We start from the raw sequence: 15,761 nt of genomic DNA, 5'->3' as shown, positions 1-15,761 counted from the left end.
GCATGCGCGTCCTGGTGGTGCACAACCACTACTCCTCGGCGCAGCCGAGCGGGGAGAACAGGGTGGTGGAGGAGGAGGTGGGGCTGCTGCGCGCGGCCGGCCACCGGGTCGGGCTGTTCGAGCGGCGCAGCGACGACATCGCGGGCCGGTCCCTGCTCGGCAAGGTCGCGGTGCCGCTGCTGGTGCCGTGGAACCCGGCGGTCCGTACGGAGCTGGCGGCGCGGCTCCGGGCCGACCGCCCGGACGTGGTCCACGTCCACAACGTCTTCCCGCTGCTCTCCCCCGCCGTGCTGGCCGCGTGCGCCGACGCCGGTGTGCCGGTCGTCGCCACGCTGCACAACTACACGCAGGTGTGCCCGCCGGGGACGCTGCACCGGGAGGGCCGGGAGTGCACCGCGTGCGTCGGGCGGAGCGTGCCGCTGCCCGCCGTGCGGCACGGCTGCTACCGGGACTCGCGGCCGGCGACGGTGCCGCTCGCGGTCGGCCTGGCGGTGAACCGGCGGCGGTGGTGGTCCGGCGTGGACCGGTTCTTCTGCATCTCGGCGGCGCAGCGCGACGTGCTGGTGCGGTCGGGCATGCCGGCCGGGCGGCTCGTGGTGAAGCACAACTTCGTGCCCGATCCGGGTGTCCGCAGGGAGGGCGACGGGGAGCACCTGCTCTTCCTCGGCCGGCTCGCGGAGGCGAAGGGGGTGCGGCTGCTGATGGCGGCGTGGGACGCGCTGGCGGCGGACGGCGGGCTGGGCGTGCCGCTGGTCGTGGCGGGCGCGGGCCCGCTGGAGCCGGAGGTGACCGCGTGGGCGGCGGGCCGGGACGACGTGCGGTACGCCGGTCTGTACGGCCCGGAGGAGTGCCGGAAGGCCGTCGCGCGGTCGGTCGCCGTGGTGGCGCCCTCGCTGGCCAGGGAGACCTTCGGCCTGGTGGTCGCGGAGGCGATGGCGGCGGGCGTGCCGGCCGTGGCCGCGAGTCACGGCGGGTTCGCCGAGCTCGTCGAGGACGGGGTGACGGGGCTGCTGCACCGGCCGGGCGAGGTCGCCTCGCTCGCGGAGTGCCTGCGCCGGATCGCGGCCGGGCCCGACGCCAACCGGGAGATGGGACGGGCGGCCAGACGCCGGTACGAGCGGGGCTTCGGCCCGGCCGTGGGCCTGGCGCGTCTGGAGAAGGAGTACCGGTCCGTGATCGCGGGCCGGTCCGGCGGCGGGGGCGCCCCGCCGTCCGTAGGGGAATCGACTGGCTCGCCGCGGGTGCGCCCGCGCGGGCGGGATGGGGGAAGCAGATGACACGGTGCCGACTCTGTGGTGCGGCGGCGCTGACCAGCGTCGTCGATCTGGGGGCGACCCCGCCGTGCGAGAGCTTTCTGGCGGCGGACGAGCTGGACCGGCCGGAGCCGGCGTACCCGCTGCACCTGCGGGTCTGCGCGGAGTGCTGGCTGGCGCAGCTCCCGCCGCTGATCACCCCGGAGGAGACGTTCACGCAGTACGCGTACTTCTCCTCGTACTCCACGTCCTGGGTGGAGCACGCGCGGGCGTTCGTCGGGGACGCGGTGGACCGCCTCGGGCTCGGCCGGGACTCCTTCGTGGTGGAGGTCGCGAGCAACGACGGGTACCTGCTGCGGCATGTGGTGGACCGGGGGATCCGCTGCCTGGGCGTCGAGCCGTCGGTGAACGTGGGGGCGGCGGCGCGGGAGGCGGGCGTCCCGACGCTGACGGCGTTCCTGTCGCCGGAGACCGGGGCGGCCGTCCGCGCGAAGCACGGCCCGGCGGATCTGGTGGTGGCGAACAACGTGTACGCGCACATCCCGGACGTCGTCGGGTTCACGCGGGGGCTGCGGTCCCTGGTCGCCGACGACGGCTGGGTCTCCGTCGAGGTGCAGCACCTGCTGACGCTGATGGAGGAGAACCAGTACGACACGATCTACCACGAGCACTTCCAGTACTACACGGTGGCGTCCGCGGCCCGGGCGCTGGCGAGCGGCGGGCTCACGCTCGTCGACGTGGAGCTGCTGCCGACGCACGGCGGCTCCATCCGGCTGTGGGCCCGCCCGGCGGAGGCCGCCGGCGAACCGTCGCCCCGGGTGGCGGAGGTCCTGGACCGGGAGAAGGCCGCCGGGCTCCAGGAGCTCTCGGGGTACGGCGAGTTCTCCGCCCGGGTCGCGAAGGTGCGCAGGGACCTGCTGCGGTTCCTGATCGACGCGGCCGAACGCGGGAAGACCGTGGTCGGCTACGGCGCCCCCGGCAAGGGCAACACGCTGCTGAACCACTGCGGGATCCGGCCCGACCTGCTCGCGTACACGGTCGACCGGAACCCGTACAAGCACGGCAGGTTCACCCCGGGCACCCGCATCCCGATCCTGCCGCCCGAGCGGATCGCCGCCGACCGGCCGGACTACGTGCTGGTCCTGCCGTGGAACCTGCGGGCCGAGCTGGTCGAACAGCTGGCCTACGTGCACGAGTGGGGCGGACGGCTCGTCTTCCCCGTACCGGAGCTGAGCATCGTCGAGGTGACGCGATGAAGGTCGTCCTGTTCTGCGGCGGTTACGGACTGCGCATGCGCGCCGGGGCCACCGACGACGTGCCCAAGCCGATGGCGATGGTCGGACCGCGCCCGCTGATCTGGCACGTCATGCGGTACTACGCCTACTTCGGGCACACGGAGTTCGTTCTGTGCCTCGGGTACGGGGCCCACCACATCAAGGAGTTCTTCCTCAACTACGAGGAGACGACGTCCAACGATTTCGTGCTGCGGGGCGGCCGGACCGAGCTGCTGTCCACGGACATCGCCGACTGGACGATCACCTTCGCCCAGACCGGCATCGAGTCTCCGATCGGGGAGCGGCTGCGCCGGGTGCGGCACCACCTGGAGGGCGAGGAGATGTTCCTCGCCAACTACGCCGACGTGCTGACCGACGCGCCGCTGCCGGAGATGATCGACCGGTTCGCGCGGCGCGACGCCGGCGCGTCGATGATGGTGGTGCCGCCGCAGTCCTCCTTCCACTGCGTGGAGCTGGGCGAGGACGGCCTCGTCGGGGGCATCACCCCGGTGAGCGAGCTGCCGCTGTGGGAGAACGGCGGCTACTTCGTGCTCCGCCAGGAGGTCTTCGACCACATCCCGGAGAACGGCGACCTGGTCGCCGACGGCTGCGCGCAGCTCGCCAAGCGGGGGCGTCTCGTGGCGCACCGGCACCGGGGCTTCTGGAAGCCGACCGACACCGTCAAGGAGCGCGCCGCGCTCGACGAGGCGTACGCGCGGGGCGAGCGCCCGTGGGCCGTGTGGGAGCGGGACCGCGCCGGGGCGGGGGCGTGATCGGGCTCGGGGCCGGGCGGCCCCTGGAGCGGATCGTCGCCGTGGGCGCGCACTGCGACGACATCGCGATCGGCGCCGGCGGCACGCTCCTGACGCTGTGCCTCGCCCGCCCGGGTCTCCGGGTCGACGCGCTGGTGCTCACCGGGGGCGGCGGGGAGCGGGAGGACGAGGAGCGGGCGGCGCTCGCCGCGTTCTGTCCGGGCGCCGACCTGCGGCTGACGGTGCTGAAGCTGCCGGACGGCCGGCTCCCGGCGCACTGGGAGGAGGCGAAGTCCGCGGTGGAGGAACTGCGCGGCCGGACCGATCCGGATCTGGTGCTCGCCCCGCGTGCCGAGGACTCCCACCAGGACCACCGCGGCCTGGCGCGGCTGCTGCCCACGGCCTTCCGCGACCACCTCGTGCTCGGCTACGAGATCGTCAAGTGGGACGGCGACCTCGGCCGCCCCGTGGCCTACCAGCCGCTGTCGGCGGAGGTCGCCGAGCGGAAGGTGCGGCTGCTCCAGGAGCACTACCCCTCGCAGCGCCACCGGCCCTGGTACGACCGTGAGGCGTTCCTGGGCCTCGCGCGGATCCGGGGCATCGAATGCCACGCCCGCTACGCCGAGGCGTTCGCCGTCTCCAAACTCACTCTCGATCTGGGGGAATGAACCGTGCGCGTACTGCTGACCGGACACCAGGGCTACCTGGGCACCGTGATGGCCCCGATCCTCGCGGCCGCCGGGCACGAGGTCGTCGGTCTCGACTCCGGCCTGTTCGCCGAGTGCGTGCTGGGCCCGCGCCCGGCCGACCCCGACGGGCACCGGGTGGACCTGCGCGACGTCACGGCCGAGCACGTGGCCGGGGTCGACGCCGTCATCCACCTGGCGGCGCTCTCCAACGACCCGCTGGGCTCGCTGGCGCCCGACCTCACCTACGACATCAACCACCACGCGTCGGTCCGGCTGGCCCGGCTGGCCCGCGACGCCGGGGTGCGGCGCTTCCTGTACGCGTCGACGTGCTCGGTGTACGGCGCCGCCGGCGGTGACGAGCTGGTGGGCGAGGACGCGCCGCTGCGGCCGGTGACGCCGTACGCCGAGTCGAAGGTGCGGGTGGAGGACGACCTGCACGCCCTCGCCGACGCCGACTTCACCCCCGTGTACATGCGCAACGCCACCGCCTTCGGCCACTCCCCCCGGCTGCGCGCCGACATCGTCCTGAACAACCTGGTGGGCCACGCCCTGCTGTCAGGCGAGGTGCTGGTGCTCTCCGACGGCACGCCGTGGCGCCCGCTGGTGCACGCCGCCGACATCGCGCGGGCCTTCACGGCGGCCCTGGAGGCGCCCCGGGAGGCGGTGCACGACCGGGCCTTCAACATCGGCAGCGAGACCAACAACGTGACGGTCGCGGAGATCGCCGCGCAGGTCGCGGAGGCGGTGGACGGCGCGCGGGTGGTCATCACCGGGGAGAACGGCGCCGACCCGCGGTCGTACCGGGTGGACTTCTCCCGCTTCCGCGCGGCCGTCCCCGGCTTCGAGTGCTGGTGGACGGTGAAGCAGGGTGCGCTCGAACTCGCCGACGCCTACCGCGGGCACGGCCTGACCCGGCAGGACTTCGAGCGGCGCTTCACCCGCCTCGCCGTGCTGCGCGCCGCGTCCGAGGCCGGTGCCGTCGACGGCACCCTGCGGTGGCGCCGATGACCACGCCCGGCGAGGAGATGCACGCCCTGGTGGAGCGGCTGTACCCGATCTGCCGGAGCATCACCGGCGACGGGGTGCGCGCCACCCTGGACATCGTCGGCGAGTACCTGCCGCTGGACGTGCACGAGGTGCCGACCGGCACGCGCGTGCTGGACTGGACGGTGCCGCAGGAGTGGAACATCCGGGACGCGTACGTCGCCGACGCCACCGGCCGGCGGGTCGTCGACTTCGCCGCGTCCAGCCTGCACGTGCTCGGCTACAGCGTCCCGGTGGCGGCGCGGATGCCGCTGTCCGAGCTCCGCGGCCACCTGCACACGCTGCCGGAGCACCCCTCCTGGGTGCCGTACCGCACCAGCTACTACCGGCCGGAGTGGGGGTTCTGCCTGGCCCAGGAGACCCTGGACGCGCTGCCGGACGGCGAGTACGAGGTGCGCGTCGACTCGACGCTCGCCGACGGACACCTCACCTACGCCGAGCACGTCGTCCCCGGGAGGGTCGCGGACGAGGTGATCGTCTCCTGCCACGTCTGCCACCCGTCGCTGGCCAACGACAACCTGGCCGGCGTGGCGGTGGCCGTCTTCCTGGCCCGGGAGCTGGCCCGCCGCACCCCCCATCACACGTACCGGTTCCTCTTCGCGCCCGGCACCATCGGGGCGATCACCTGGCTGGCGCGGAACGCGGAGCGGGTGGACCGGGTGAAGCACGGTGTGGTGCTCGCCTGCGCGGGCGACCGGGGCGATCTGACGTACAAGCGGAGCCGGCGCGGCGACGCGGAGATCGACCGGGTGATGCGGCACGTGCTGGAGACGTCCGGGCGCCCGCACCGGGTGGTCGAGTTCACCCCCTACGGGTACGACGAGCGGCAGTTCTGCTCGCCGGGCTTCGACCTGGGCGTCGGCTCGCTCACCCGGACCCCGTACGCCGGCTACCCGGAGTACCACACCTCGGCCGACGATCCGGGGTTCGTCTCCCCGGAGGCGATGGAGGACACCCTCGCGGTCTGCCGCGAGGCGTTCTCCGTCCTCGACCGCAACCGCCGGTACACCAACCTCAGTCCCTACGGCGAACCCCAGTTGGGGCGGCGGGGGCTGTACGACGCGCTGGGCGGGCGCAGCGACACCCGGGAGGCGCAGATGGCGATGCTGTGGGTGCTCAGCCTCTCCGACGGCGAGCACGGGCTGCTGGACGTCGCCGAGCGGTCCGGGCTGCCGTTCGACACGGTCGCCGCCGCGGCCGACGCGCTGCGCGACGCCGGGCTGATCAAGGCATGACGCCGGTGACCGCCGAGGAGGGGACGACGGCGCCGGCGGAGCGGCGGTCCGGGCGGCGGGCCCTCGCGGGCCGGCTCTCCTGGGGCCTGGCCGACCAGGCGGTGTGCAGCCTGACCAACTTCGCGGTCGGCGTGTACGTGGCCCGCTCGCTCGGCCTCGCCGCGTTCGGCGTGTTCAGCCTGGCCTGGGTCACGTACGGCGTGGTCCTCGCCGTGTCCCGGGGCCTGGCGACCGACCCGCTCGTGGTGCGCTTCAGCGGGGTGCCGGACGCTCCGTGGCGCGCGGCGGCGGCCCGGTCGGCGGGGACGGCGCTCACCGTCGGCGGCGCCGTCGGCGCGGTGTGCCTGGCGGCCGGTCTCCTCGTCGGCGGTCGTGTGGGCACCGCGTTCGCCTGCCTCGGCGTCGTCCTGCCGGCCCTGCTGCTCCAGGACGCCTGGCGGTTCTCGTTCTTCGCCGCGGGCACCGGGCGCAAGGCGTTCGCCAACGACCTGCTGGGCGGGGTCGCGCTCGTCCCCGCCATGGCCCTCGCGGCCGGCGCGGGCAGCGTGGCCGCCTTCGTGCTCGCCTGGGGCGCGGCCGCCGCGGTGGCCGCCGGGTACGGCTGCCTCCAGTCCGGCATCCGGCCCCGGCCGGGCGGGGCGCGCGGCTGGATCCGGGAGCAGCGCGACCTCGGCTACCGGTACCTGGTCGAGAACGCGGGCGTCGCCGGCGCGGGCCAGCTGCGGGCGTACGGGCTCGGCGCGATCGTCGGGGTCGGCGCGGTGGGGGTGGTGCGCGGCGCCGAGCTGCTGCTGGGCCCCTTCCTCGCCGTGCTGATGGGCCTGTCGCTGGTCACCGTGCCGGAGGCGGCGCGGGTGCTGCGGCGGGCCCCGCACCGGCTGCGCGCCTTCTGCCTCCTGCTCGGCGGCGGGCAGGCCGTCGCCGCGCTGCTGTGGGGCGGGGCGCTGCTCCTCGTGCCCGACCGGCTCGGCGCGTTCGTCCTCGGCGGCGTCTGGCACCCCGCGTCGGAGCTGATCGTGCCGGCGACGCTCGGCGTCGCCGGGGCGAGCCTCGGCACCGGCGCGGCGGCCGGGCTGCGCGCGCTCGCCGCCGCCCGGCACAGCCTGCGCTGCCAGCTGATCGCCTCGACCCTCTACGTCGGCGGCGGACTCGGCGGGGCGGTGGCCGGCGGCACGGCCGGCTCCGCCTGGGGTGTCGCCGCCGCGACCGTCGTGAGCTCCGCCGTGTGGTGGCTGACCCTGCGGTCGGCCCTGCGCGCCCACACGACCCCCTCAGCCCGCTCAGCCCGCACGACCCCCGCGGCCGGCGCAGCCGCGGACACGACCACAGGAACCACAGGAACCACAGGAACCACAGGAACCACAGGAACCACACCGAGCGTGAAGTGAGGACGTCATGACCGCCCGACCCCGGCTGAGCATCGGCCTGCCCGTCTACAACGGCGAGGAGTACCTCGCCGAGTCCTTCGACGCCCTCCTCGGCCAGACGTACGAGGACTTCGAGCTGGTCGTCTCCGACAACGCCTCGACCGACGGCACCCGAGACATCTGCCGCCGGTACGCCGAGAAGGACTCCCGCATCCGCTACATCCGGCTGCCCCGGAACATCGGCGCCGCCCCGAACCACAACCACGTCTTCACCGAATGCCGGGGCGAGCTGTTCAAGTGGGCCTCGCACGACGACCTGTACGCCCGCGACCTGCTGCGCCGCTGCGTGGAGGCGCTCGACGAGCGCCCCGAGGTCATCCTGGCCCACGCCGACCAGGCGGTCATCGACGAGGACGGCCGGGTGAAGGTGCCGTACGCCTACGGCCTCGCCACCGCCTCCCCGCACGCCCCGGAGCGGTTCCGCAGCATGCTGTTCGAGCCCGGCGGCGACGACTTCTACGGGGTGATGCGGGCCGAGGTGCTGCGCCGGGTGAAGCCGCACGACAGCTACCACCACGCGGACCGCACCTTCGTCTCCGAGATCGGCCTGCACGGGCCCTTCCACCAGGTGCCCGAGCTGCTCTACTTCCGCCGCGACCACCCGACCCGCGCCGAGCGGGCCAACCCCTCCAAGCGGTCCCGGTGCGTCAACCTGGACCCGCGCCGGGCCGGCCGGCTGCACCCGACGCCCCGTCTCCTCGCCGAGTACGTCTGGGGCTTCGTCGCGGCGATCCGGCGGGCGCCGCTGTCCTCCGCCGACCGGCGCGCCTGCTACCGCCACCTGGCCGAGTGGGCGGCGAGCCGGGCCCGGCCGGGCGCCGGCGAGCGGGTCGAGGACCGCACCCCGGTGGACCCGGCGAAGCTCTCCGTCTCCGTCGACGACCTGGTCGCCGGACGCGAGGGGAGGCGGGCGTGACCCCCGTGAGGGTGGGGGTCTTCGGCCTGCTGGGCTCCGGCAACCTCGGCAACGACGGCTCGCTCGAAGCCGTCCTCGGGTACCTCCGCGCCGCGCGTCCGGAGGCGGTCGTCGACGCGCTGTGCGGCGGGCCCGAGACCGTCACGGCCCGGTACGGGATCCCCGCCACCCGGCTGCACTGGTACCGGGGCGAGTACCGGACGGCGTCCCGCGCGGGCGCCGTCGCCGGCAAGGGCCTCGGCAAGCTCGTCGACGCCGTCCGCACCGCCCTCTGGGTGCGCCGCCACGACGTGGTGATCGTCCCCGGCATGGGCGTGCTGGAGGCCACGCTGCCGCTGCGGCCGTGGGGGTTCCCGTACGCGCTCTTCCTGCTCTGCGCGTCGGGCCGGCTGCTCGGCACCCGGGTCGCGCTGGTCGGCGTGGGCGCGGACGCGATCACCGACCGGCCGACCCGGGCCCTGGTGCGCCGCTCGGCCCGGCTGGCCGCGTACCGCTCCTACCGGGACGCCCTGTCCCGGGACGCGATGCGGGCGATGGGCGTGGACACCGCGCGCGACCCGGTCCACCCGGACCTGGCCTTCGCCCTGCCGGCCCCCGCCGCGCCCGCTCCCGCGGGACCGGCGGGCCGGGTGTGCGTCGGCGTGATGGCCTTCCGCGGCGGCAACGACGACCGGGCCCGGGCCGACGAGATCCACCGCCGGTACCTCGACGGCACCATCCGCTTCGTCCGCGCGCTCGCCGACGAGGGCCGGGAGGTCCGGCTGCTCACCGGCGACGCGTGCGACGCGCCGGTGGTCGACGCGATCCTCGACGCGGTGGACTCGCCGCTGGTCACCGCCGCCGGCGCCGCCTCCCTCACCGACCTGACACGGGAGGCGGCCGCCGCCGACGCCGTGGTGGCGACCCGCTACCACAACCTGGTCTGCGCCCTGAAGGCCGGCACCCCGACGCTCGCCCTCAGCTACGCGGCGAAGAGCGACGCGCTGATGGCCGGGATGGGCCTGACCGAGCACTGCCACCCGGCGCGCGAGGTCGACGCGGACCGGCTGCTCGACCGGTTCCGCGCGCTGGAGAAGGACGCGCCCGCGATCCGCCGGACCCTCGCCGAGCGGAACCGAGACGTCTCCCGCCGGCTCGACGCCCACTTCGAGGCCCTGACCACCGCCCTGTTCCCCGCCACCGTCCCCACCCCGCGAGAGGCACCATGAAAGCGACCGAAGTCCCGGCGATCGCCGGCGCGTACCTCTTCGAGCCGACGCCCCACGCCGACGAACGCGGCTCCTTCTGCCGCACCTTCGACGCCGACGTGGTCCGCTCCGTCGGACTCGACCCGGACGCCTTCGTCCAGGACAGCCTCTCCCGGTCGGTCCGGGGCGTACTGCGCGGGCTGCACCTGCGCTCCGGCGCGGGCGAGGCGAAGCTCGTCCGGTGCTCGTACGGGCGGATCTTCGACGTCGTCGTGGACCTGCGGCCCGGCTCTCCGACCTACCGCGCCGTGGCCACCTTCGAGCTGTCCGACACCACGCAGGCGACCCTCTACATCCCGGCGGGGTGCGCGCACGGCTTCCAGGCCCTCACCGGACCCGCCGACGTCTCGTACCGCATCGACCGCCCGCACGACCCCTCCGAGGACGTGACGATCGCCTTCGACGATCCCGAACTCGCCGTCCCGTGGCCGCTGCCGGTCACCTCGGTGTCCCGCCGGGACCAGGAGGCGCCGAGCCTCGCCGAGGTCCTGAAGCGGAGGGAGGGCTGACATGGCCGGTGAGTCCGAGGAGTTCGCACTGCCCCTGTCGCGCGCGGCGAACGAGCGCCTGCATGCCATGGTCCCCGGCGGCGCGCACACCTACGCCAAGGGCGACGACCAGTACCCCGAGGGCCTCGCGCCGGTCATCAGCCACGGCCGCGGCGCCCACGTCTGGGACGTCGACGGAAACCGGTACGTCGAGTACGGCTCCGGCCTGCGGTCGGTCAGCCTCGGCCACGCCCACCCGCGCGTGACGGAGGCGGTGCGGCGGGAGCTCGACCGGGGCGGCAACTTCGTCCGGCCGTCGATGGTGGAGGTCGAGGCCGCCGAGCGCTTCCTGGCGACGGTGCCGACGGCCGAGATGGTGAAGTTCGCGAAGAACGGCTCCGACGCGACGACGGCGGCGGTACGCCTGGCGCGCGCCGCCACGGGGCGGGCGCGGGTGGCGATCTGCGCCGACCATCCGTTCTTCTCCACCGACGACTGGTTCATCGGCACCACGCCGATGGCGGCCGGCATCCCGGAGTCGGCCGCCGGCCTCACCGTGTCGTTCCCGTACGGGGACCTGCCCGCCACCGAGGAACTCCTCGCCCGGTACGAGGGGGAGATCGCCTGCCTGATCCTCGAACCGGCCACCCAGACCGAGCCTCCCCCCGGGTATCTCGCGGGCCTGCGCGCCCTGGCCGACCGGCACGGCTGCCTCCTGGTCCTCGACGAGATGATCACGGGCCTGCGCTGGTCCGAGGCGGGCGCCCAGGGCCTGTACGGGGTCGTCCCCGACCTGTCCACCTTCGGCAAGGCGTTGGGCAACGGGTTCGCCGTCGCCGCCCTCGCCGGCCGCCGCGAGCTGATGGAGCGGGGCGGGCTGCGCCACGACGGCGACCGCGTGTTCCTGCTGTCCACCACACACGGCGCGGAGACCCACGCGCTGGCCGCGGCGACGGCCGTGCAGACGACGTACGCCGAGGAGGGCGTCACGGCGCGGCTGCACGCCCTCGGCGAGCGGCTGGCGGCCGGGGTCCGCGAGGCGGCGGCGGCGATGGGCGTCGACGACCACGTGGTGGTACGGGGCCGGGCCAGCAACCTCGTCTTCGCCACCCTCGACGAACACGGGCGCCCCTCCCAGGAGTACCGCACCCTCTTCCTGCGCCGGCTCCTGGCGGGCGGGGTGCTGGCCCCCTCGTTCGTGGTGAGCGCCGCGCTCGACGACGCCGACATCGACCACACCGTGGAGGTGGTGGCGGAGGCGTGCGCGCTGTACCGGAAGGCGCTGGACGTCGGCGATCCGACCCCGTGGATGGGCGGCCGGGCGGTGAAGCCCGTCTTCCGCCGCAGGGCCTGACGCGGCGCCGGCGACCCCGGGTCCCGGCCGGTCGGCCCGCGACGGCCCGGGACCCGGCCGGTCAGCCCTGGCGGCTCAGCCCCGGCCGGTCAGCCCTCGGCGGTCGGGTGGGCGGTCCGGTCGGCAGCTCGGTCGGCCGTCCGGTCGGCAGCTCGGTCGGCCGTCCGGTGGGCGGCTCGGTGGGCGGTCCGGTCGATCAGCCACGCGGTCGACGGCACCACCGCGAGGGCGGTGCACAGGCCGCCGAGGGTGTCGGTCGGGTAGTGGGCGCTCAGGGCGACCTGCGCCCACCCCATGGCGGCGCCGGCGGCGAGGGCGGCGGCGAGCGCCAGGAGACAGCCGGTCACCCGGCCGAGCCGCCGGGCCGCGAGCAGCGCGAGGACGAGGGCGAACGCGGTGAGGAAGGCGGTGTGCCCGCTCGGGTAGGCGAGGGACCCGTCGTGGATGGTGCGCCCGATCAGCGGCTTGAGCACCTTGGTCGCCGCCACGGTCAGACCGGTGCCGGTGACGAGGAGGACCGCCGCGCGGGGCCGCCGCAGCAGCAGGCAGCCGGCCACCGCGAGCAGCACGAGGACCGCCGCGCCGACCGGCTCGCCCAGGAAGTCCACGGCGAGGGCGGCCCGTCGCCACTCCGGCACCGTTCCGTCCACGGCCGACCCGATCCGGGTGTCCACTCTGCCGGGCCCGCCGGCGCCGGAGTACCGGAACCCGATCAGGAGGACCGCCGCCGCGGCGAGGGCCGCCGTCGGCCCGAGCCACGCGCGTGACGACGGGGGCAGCAGGGCAGCGGCCGGCGTGTTCCGCAACGCGACTCCTCGGGGCGGCGGGAGGGGTGCGGCCCCGCGCGACCGGGCCCGGGGCGACACACGGCGCCCACCACCCTAGCGACCGGGCGGCGGGCGCGGGGTCAGCTCCGCCCGTCTCCGTATCCGTGCGGCTCCTGCCCTCCGGGGGCGTCCTCCAGGAGGGCGCAGACGAAGCGCTCCTCGGCGGCGCGCAGTCGGGCGAGGAGCGCGGGGTCGAGGGGGACCTGGCTCGTGACGGAGACCGTCACGGTCCGCCGCCCGTCGCGGGTGGCGGCGGCGAACTGCGTGTAGCCCGGGGTGTTCCCGGTGTGGCCGAGGACGGTGCCGCAGCGGGTGGTGTAGCGGAAGATGCCGAGCCCGGCCGCGTTGACCCCGGGGCCCGCGGGCTGGGACTCGCCGGGGACGAACCGGGTCCGGGCGTGCCGGGTCCTCGGGGAGAGGAGGGCGGGCCCGGCGTAGCCGCCGAAGAAGGCGCCCAGGTCGGCCGGGGTGGAGACGACGCCGCCCGAGGCCCACGCGCCGGACGCGCTGATCGCCTCGCTGACGTCCTCGGGCGCCTCGCCGGGGGCGGTGGCGTAGCCGTGGAGGAAGGGCCGGGGCAGCCGGAAGCCGGAGGGGAGGCTGGTGTCGCGCAGGTCGAGGGGACGGTACACGAGCTCCTTGAGAAGCTGCTCGTAGCGCTGTCCGGTGGCCTGTTCGGCCATCAGGGCGACGGCGATGTTGTCCGAGTTCGAGTAGGCGTAGCGGCTGCCGGGCGGGAAGGCGAGGTCCTGGCCGGCGGCGAACTCCAGCAGGCGGCGGGAGTCGAAGCGGTGCCGGGGGTCGGCGCGGACGATCGCCTGGAAGCGCTCGCTCCGGCTGTAGTCGGGCAGGCCGCTGGTGTGCTGGAGGAGCTGGCGCAGCGTCACCGCGTGCCAGGCCTCCGGGAGGTGGGGCAGGCGCTGCCCCAGGGTGTCGTTCAGGCGGAGGGCGCCGCGGTCCACCAGGCTCAGGGCGACGGCGCCGCTGAACGCCTTGGCGACACTGGCGATCCGCATGTGGTCGCGGGTGCGGGGCGGTCGGCCGGTGCCGACCTCGGCGGTGCCGGCCCGGTAGACCTTCGGCTCACCGTCCCTGGTGAGCACGGCGATCGCGCCGGGCGGTCCGCCCGGGGCGGCGACGAGGTCGGCGAGGACGCGCCGCAGCTCCCGGTCCGAGGTGCCGCCGGCGGGCGGCGCGGCGTTCGCGAGGGCGGGGGCGGTCAGCGCGCCGGCGAGGAGCAGGGCGGTGACGGTGGCCCGGCGGCGTGGAGCCGGGGCGGATCGGAGCATGGGGGACCTCCTGGACGGGCCGGGGCCTGGACGCACCGGCTCGACCAGCTTCCGCGCCCGTCCCCGCCCCCGCCGTCCGGAACCCCCCGCCCTGAGCCACCCGGCGGTGCGGAACCCCCCGGCGGGATGCCCCGCGGTCGGCGCGCGGGGCGGCTTCCGTCCCACCCGGCTCCGCGAACGGTGATCACGCGCCGCCCGACCTCCGGCACCAGCACCTCGGCGGCGATCGCCACGAGCCGATCCGGCACCTCACCGTGACGCGGCGGGTCCGGTACGGGAGGAAGCCCCGGTGTCCCGCGCCGGAGCGGGGGCGGGCGGGGCACCGGGGGGCTTCGGGGGTGGTCAGCACTTCACCCAGTGGCCCGGGGAGGTCTCCTTGAGGGTGCTGGTGACCATGACGTTCCACAGGCCGAGGTTCTGCTCCGAGCCGTTGGCGTAGGTGTAGCCGCCGATCTGGTGGGCCCGGCCGGCCTGGGTGTGGGCGTAGTTGCTGGCCGTGACGCAGACCGGGGTGGTGCCGGTCGTGGTGGCGGTGACGGTGGCGCTCCTGGTGCCGGCCGCGCCGGCGGCGTCCAGGGCGGCGACGGTGTACCCGTAGGACGTGCCGGCGGCGAGTCCCGGGTCCGTGAAGGCGGTGCCGGCGGTGATGGGCGACGCGTTGGCCTTCGTGCCGTTGCGGTAGACGTCGTACGAGGCCGCTCCGGGGACGGCGTTCCAGGCCAGCGAGACGCTGGAGGCGGTGGTCGCGGTGACGGCCAGGCCGGTCGGGGCGGGGAGGGACGGGGTGCCTGTGGGCTCACCGGCGCCGAGCGCCGCGGCCATGTTCCTCACGGCCGTCATCTGCGGCCCGCTCTTCTGGGCGTAGTCGGCCGACTTGTATCCCCACCAGTCCCAGCAGCCGCGGGGGTTGCCGGTCATGGTGGTGGCCTGCGGGTAGAGGACGATCAGGTCGTTCGTGTCGGCGTACTCGTTGAGGTACGCCTTGTCCATGAGCGCGTTGCCGACCAGCCCGAAGTACTGGTAGCAGCCGTGGAGGGTCACCATCAGCTTGCAGGAGGCCCCGGACTCGCAGGACCGCGGCACGTACGCGAAGCCCTCCTGGCCCATGCTGATCGCGCTCGGGCTGCCGCCGGGCGTGTACGCGCCCTGGTCGAACCGGATCAGCTTCCCGGTCAGGGCGGCCGAACCGGCGGGCTTCACGCTGCCGAGCAGGTGCGTGAGCATCTCCTTGACCGGATCGCCGCCGCAGTTGTTGACGTACGGCGACGTGGTCGAGGTGCACGCGTTGGGGCCGATCGGGCTGACCCAGGCGTGCCCCGAGGAGGAGGTGCTGTTGTAGACGACGTCGGTCCCGAGGTTCCGGTAGTAGGTGGCGAGGTCGTCGTTCACGGCCTGCTTGACGGTGGCGTCGTTGGTGCCGTGGAACAGCCAGACCTTGTCGCCGGTGAGGTTGGCCACCGGGTCGAGCTTGCCGGCCGCGGCCCGGTCGCGGGTCAACTGCGCCAGCTGGGCGGGTGTTCTGCGGGTCTGGAAGGTGTCCATGCAGGCGTACAGCGCGGTGTTGAGGTTGTTCTGGGCGCAGTCGTAGGGGCCCGCCGAGAAGATGCCCGCGCCCTGGAACACCTCGGAGTGGGCGACGTGCAGCTGGTTGGCCATGAACCCGCCGGACGAGAGCCCGCTGACGTACGTCGCGCTGATGTCGTACCGCTGGAGCGAACCGGCGGTCGGCGCGGGTACGGCGGCCGTCGCGGGGACGGCGGCGATGCCGACGGCCGTGAGCGCGGCCACGACGAGCCGTCCGATCCTCGTCCTCAGGGGCACCGGCAGGGACGTCTTCGCGGGCCGTTTCGTCGGCTTCATCATGCGCGTCTCCAGGAGAGGGCGGGGTGGTGTCGGGACTGCGGACATCCTGGGGACAGCGGGCGCCCCCGGCCCACATGTCGGCCCACCACTTCCGCGGTCGCCG

The 15,761-nt window shown here is 74.9% G+C and carries 14 protein-coding genes; 11 read left to right on the top strand and 3 right to left on the bottom strand.

The window, feature by feature from the left end:
• The first annotated feature begins 2 nt into the window (after window positions 1–2).
• Genes ACF1BN_RS13675 through ACF1BN_RS13625 form a run of 11 tightly spaced genes read left to right on the top strand, consistent with a single transcriptional unit; the run spans window position 3 to window position 11,679 of the window.
• A complete protein-coding gene (locus tag ACF1BN_RS13675) occupies window positions 3–1,277 on the top strand; it encodes a glycosyltransferase (protein WP_392331777.1) in 1,275 nt (424 codons plus the stop codon).
• Window positions 1,274–2,509, top strand: coding sequence for a class I SAM-dependent methyltransferase (locus tag ACF1BN_RS13670; protein ID WP_392331776.1), 1,236 nt, complete (start codon window positions 1,274–1,276; stop codon window positions 2,507–2,509). The genes ACF1BN_RS13675 and ACF1BN_RS13670 overlap by 4 nt, the downstream gene beginning before the upstream one ends.
• Entirely contained in the window at window positions 2,506–3,300 is a 795-nt protein-coding gene (locus tag ACF1BN_RS13665) for a sugar phosphate nucleotidyltransferase (protein WP_392331775.1), read from the top strand. Before ACF1BN_RS13670 ends, ACF1BN_RS13665 begins: the two co-directional genes overlap by 4 nt.
• On the top strand, window positions 3,297–3,947 hold the full coding sequence (locus ACF1BN_RS13660) for a PIG-L deacetylase family protein (protein ID WP_392331774.1): 651 nt from the start codon (window positions 3,297–3,299) through the stop codon (window positions 3,945–3,947). Before ACF1BN_RS13665 ends, ACF1BN_RS13660 begins: the two co-directional genes overlap by 4 nt.
• Window positions 3,948–3,950: 3 nt before the next feature.
• Window positions 3,951–4,976: an NAD-dependent epimerase/dehydratase family protein gene (locus ACF1BN_RS13655; RefSeq protein WP_392331773.1), complete on the top strand. Its 1,026-nt coding sequence runs from the start codon at window positions 3,951–3,953 to the stop codon at window positions 4,974–4,976.
• Complete coding sequence (locus ACF1BN_RS13650; RefSeq protein WP_392331772.1) at window positions 4,964–6,247, top strand: DUF4910 domain-containing protein; 1,284 nt, start codon at window positions 4,964–4,966, stop codon at window positions 6,245–6,247. The genes ACF1BN_RS13655 and ACF1BN_RS13650 overlap by 13 nt, the downstream gene beginning before the upstream one ends.
• Window positions 6,244–7,635, top strand: a complete 1,392-nt coding sequence (locus ACF1BN_RS13645) for a hypothetical protein (protein ID WP_392331771.1) — start codon at window positions 6,244–6,246, stop codon at window positions 7,633–7,635. Before ACF1BN_RS13650 ends, ACF1BN_RS13645 begins: the two co-directional genes overlap by 4 nt.
• 7 nt (window positions 7,636–7,642) lie before the next feature.
• Window positions 7,643–8,590, top strand: coding sequence for a glycosyltransferase family 2 protein (locus tag ACF1BN_RS13640; protein ID WP_392331770.1), 948 nt, complete (start codon window positions 7,643–7,645; stop codon window positions 8,588–8,590).
• Entirely contained in the window at window positions 8,587–9,798 is a 1,212-nt protein-coding gene (locus ACF1BN_RS13635) for a polysaccharide pyruvyl transferase family protein (RefSeq protein ID WP_392331769.1), read from the top strand. The genes ACF1BN_RS13640 and ACF1BN_RS13635 overlap by 4 nt, the downstream gene beginning before the upstream one ends.
• Window positions 9,795–10,346 carry a dTDP-4-dehydrorhamnose 3,5-epimerase family protein gene (locus tag ACF1BN_RS13630; protein WP_392331768.1) on the top strand — a complete coding sequence of 184 codons (552 nt, stop codon included), beginning with the start codon at window positions 9,795–9,797 and terminating at the stop codon, window positions 10,344–10,346. Before ACF1BN_RS13635 ends, ACF1BN_RS13630 begins: the two co-directional genes overlap by 4 nt.
• A 1-nt stretch (window position 10,347) precedes the next feature.
• Complete coding sequence (locus ACF1BN_RS13625) at window positions 10,348–11,679, top strand: glutamate-1-semialdehyde 2,1-aminomutase (protein ID WP_392331767.1); 1,332 nt, start codon at window positions 10,348–10,350, stop codon at window positions 11,677–11,679.
• An 89-nt stretch (window positions 11,680–11,768) separates the two neighbouring features.
• On the opposite strand, the gene ACF1BN_RS13620 is transcribed toward ACF1BN_RS13625, so the two are convergent.
• The 3 genes from ACF1BN_RS13620 to ACF1BN_RS13610 form a co-directional block, all read right to left on the bottom strand.
• Window positions 11,769–12,485, bottom strand: a complete 717-nt coding sequence (locus tag ACF1BN_RS13620) for a phosphatase PAP2 family protein (protein WP_392331766.1) — start codon at window positions 12,483–12,485, stop codon at window positions 11,769–11,771.
• Window positions 12,486–12,586: 101 nt separating this feature from the next.
• Window positions 12,587–13,795 carry a serine hydrolase domain-containing protein gene (locus ACF1BN_RS13615; RefSeq protein WP_392331765.1) on the bottom strand — a complete coding sequence of 403 codons (1,209 nt, stop codon included), beginning with the start codon at window positions 13,793–13,795 and terminating at the stop codon, window positions 12,587–12,589.
• Window positions 13,796–14,137: 342 nt separating this feature from the next.
• On the bottom strand, window positions 14,138–15,658 hold the full coding sequence (locus ACF1BN_RS13610; RefSeq protein WP_392331764.1) for a prolyl oligopeptidase family serine peptidase: 1,521 nt from the start codon (window positions 15,656–15,658) through the stop codon (window positions 14,138–14,140).
• Window positions 15,659–15,761: the final 103 nt, after the last annotated feature.

It is taken from the genome of Streptomyces sp. NPDC014861, assembly GCF_043081625.1.
Classification (GTDB): domain Bacteria; phylum Actinomycetota; class Actinomycetes; order Streptomycetales; family Streptomycetaceae; genus Streptomyces.
The sequence above is the reverse complement of the archived record's forward strand: the minus strand, read 5'-3'. Positions and strand labels throughout refer to the sequence as shown.

Bases quoted from the DNA above. Each gene is read 5' to 3' on its own strand.
- ACF1BN_RS13675 (WP_392331777.1), top strand. From the start codon at position 3: ATGCGCGTCCTGGTGGTGCACAACCACTACTCCTCGGCGCAGCCGAGC.
- ACF1BN_RS13670 (WP_392331776.1), top strand. From the start codon at position 1,274: ATGACACGGTGCCGACTCTGTGGTGCGGCGGCGCTGACCAGCGTCGTC.
- ACF1BN_RS13665 (WP_392331775.1), top strand. From the start codon at position 2,506: ATGAAGGTCGTCCTGTTCTGCGGCGGTTACGGACTGCGCATGCGCGCC.
- ACF1BN_RS13645 (WP_392331771.1), top strand. From the start codon at position 6,244: ATGACGCCGGTGACCGCCGAGGAGGGGACGACGGCGCCGGCGGAGCGG.
- ACF1BN_RS13640 (WP_392331770.1), top strand. From the start codon at position 7,643: ATGACCGCCCGACCCCGGCTGAGCATCGGCCTGCCCGTCTACAACGGC.
- ACF1BN_RS13630 (WP_392331768.1), top strand. From the start codon at position 9,795: ATGAAAGCGACCGAAGTCCCGGCGATCGCCGGCGCGTACCTCTTCGAG.
- ACF1BN_RS13625 (WP_392331767.1), top strand. From the start codon at position 10,348: ATGGCCGGTGAGTCCGAGGAGTTCGCACTGCCCCTGTCGCGCGCGGCG.
- ACF1BN_RS13615 (WP_392331765.1), bottom strand. From the start codon at position 13,795: ATGCTCCGATCCGCCCCGGCTCCACGCCGCCGGGCCACCGTCACCGCC.
- ACF1BN_RS13610 (WP_392331764.1), bottom strand. From the start codon at position 15,658: ATGATGAAGCCGACGAAACGGCCCGCGAAGACGTCCCTGCCGGTGCCC.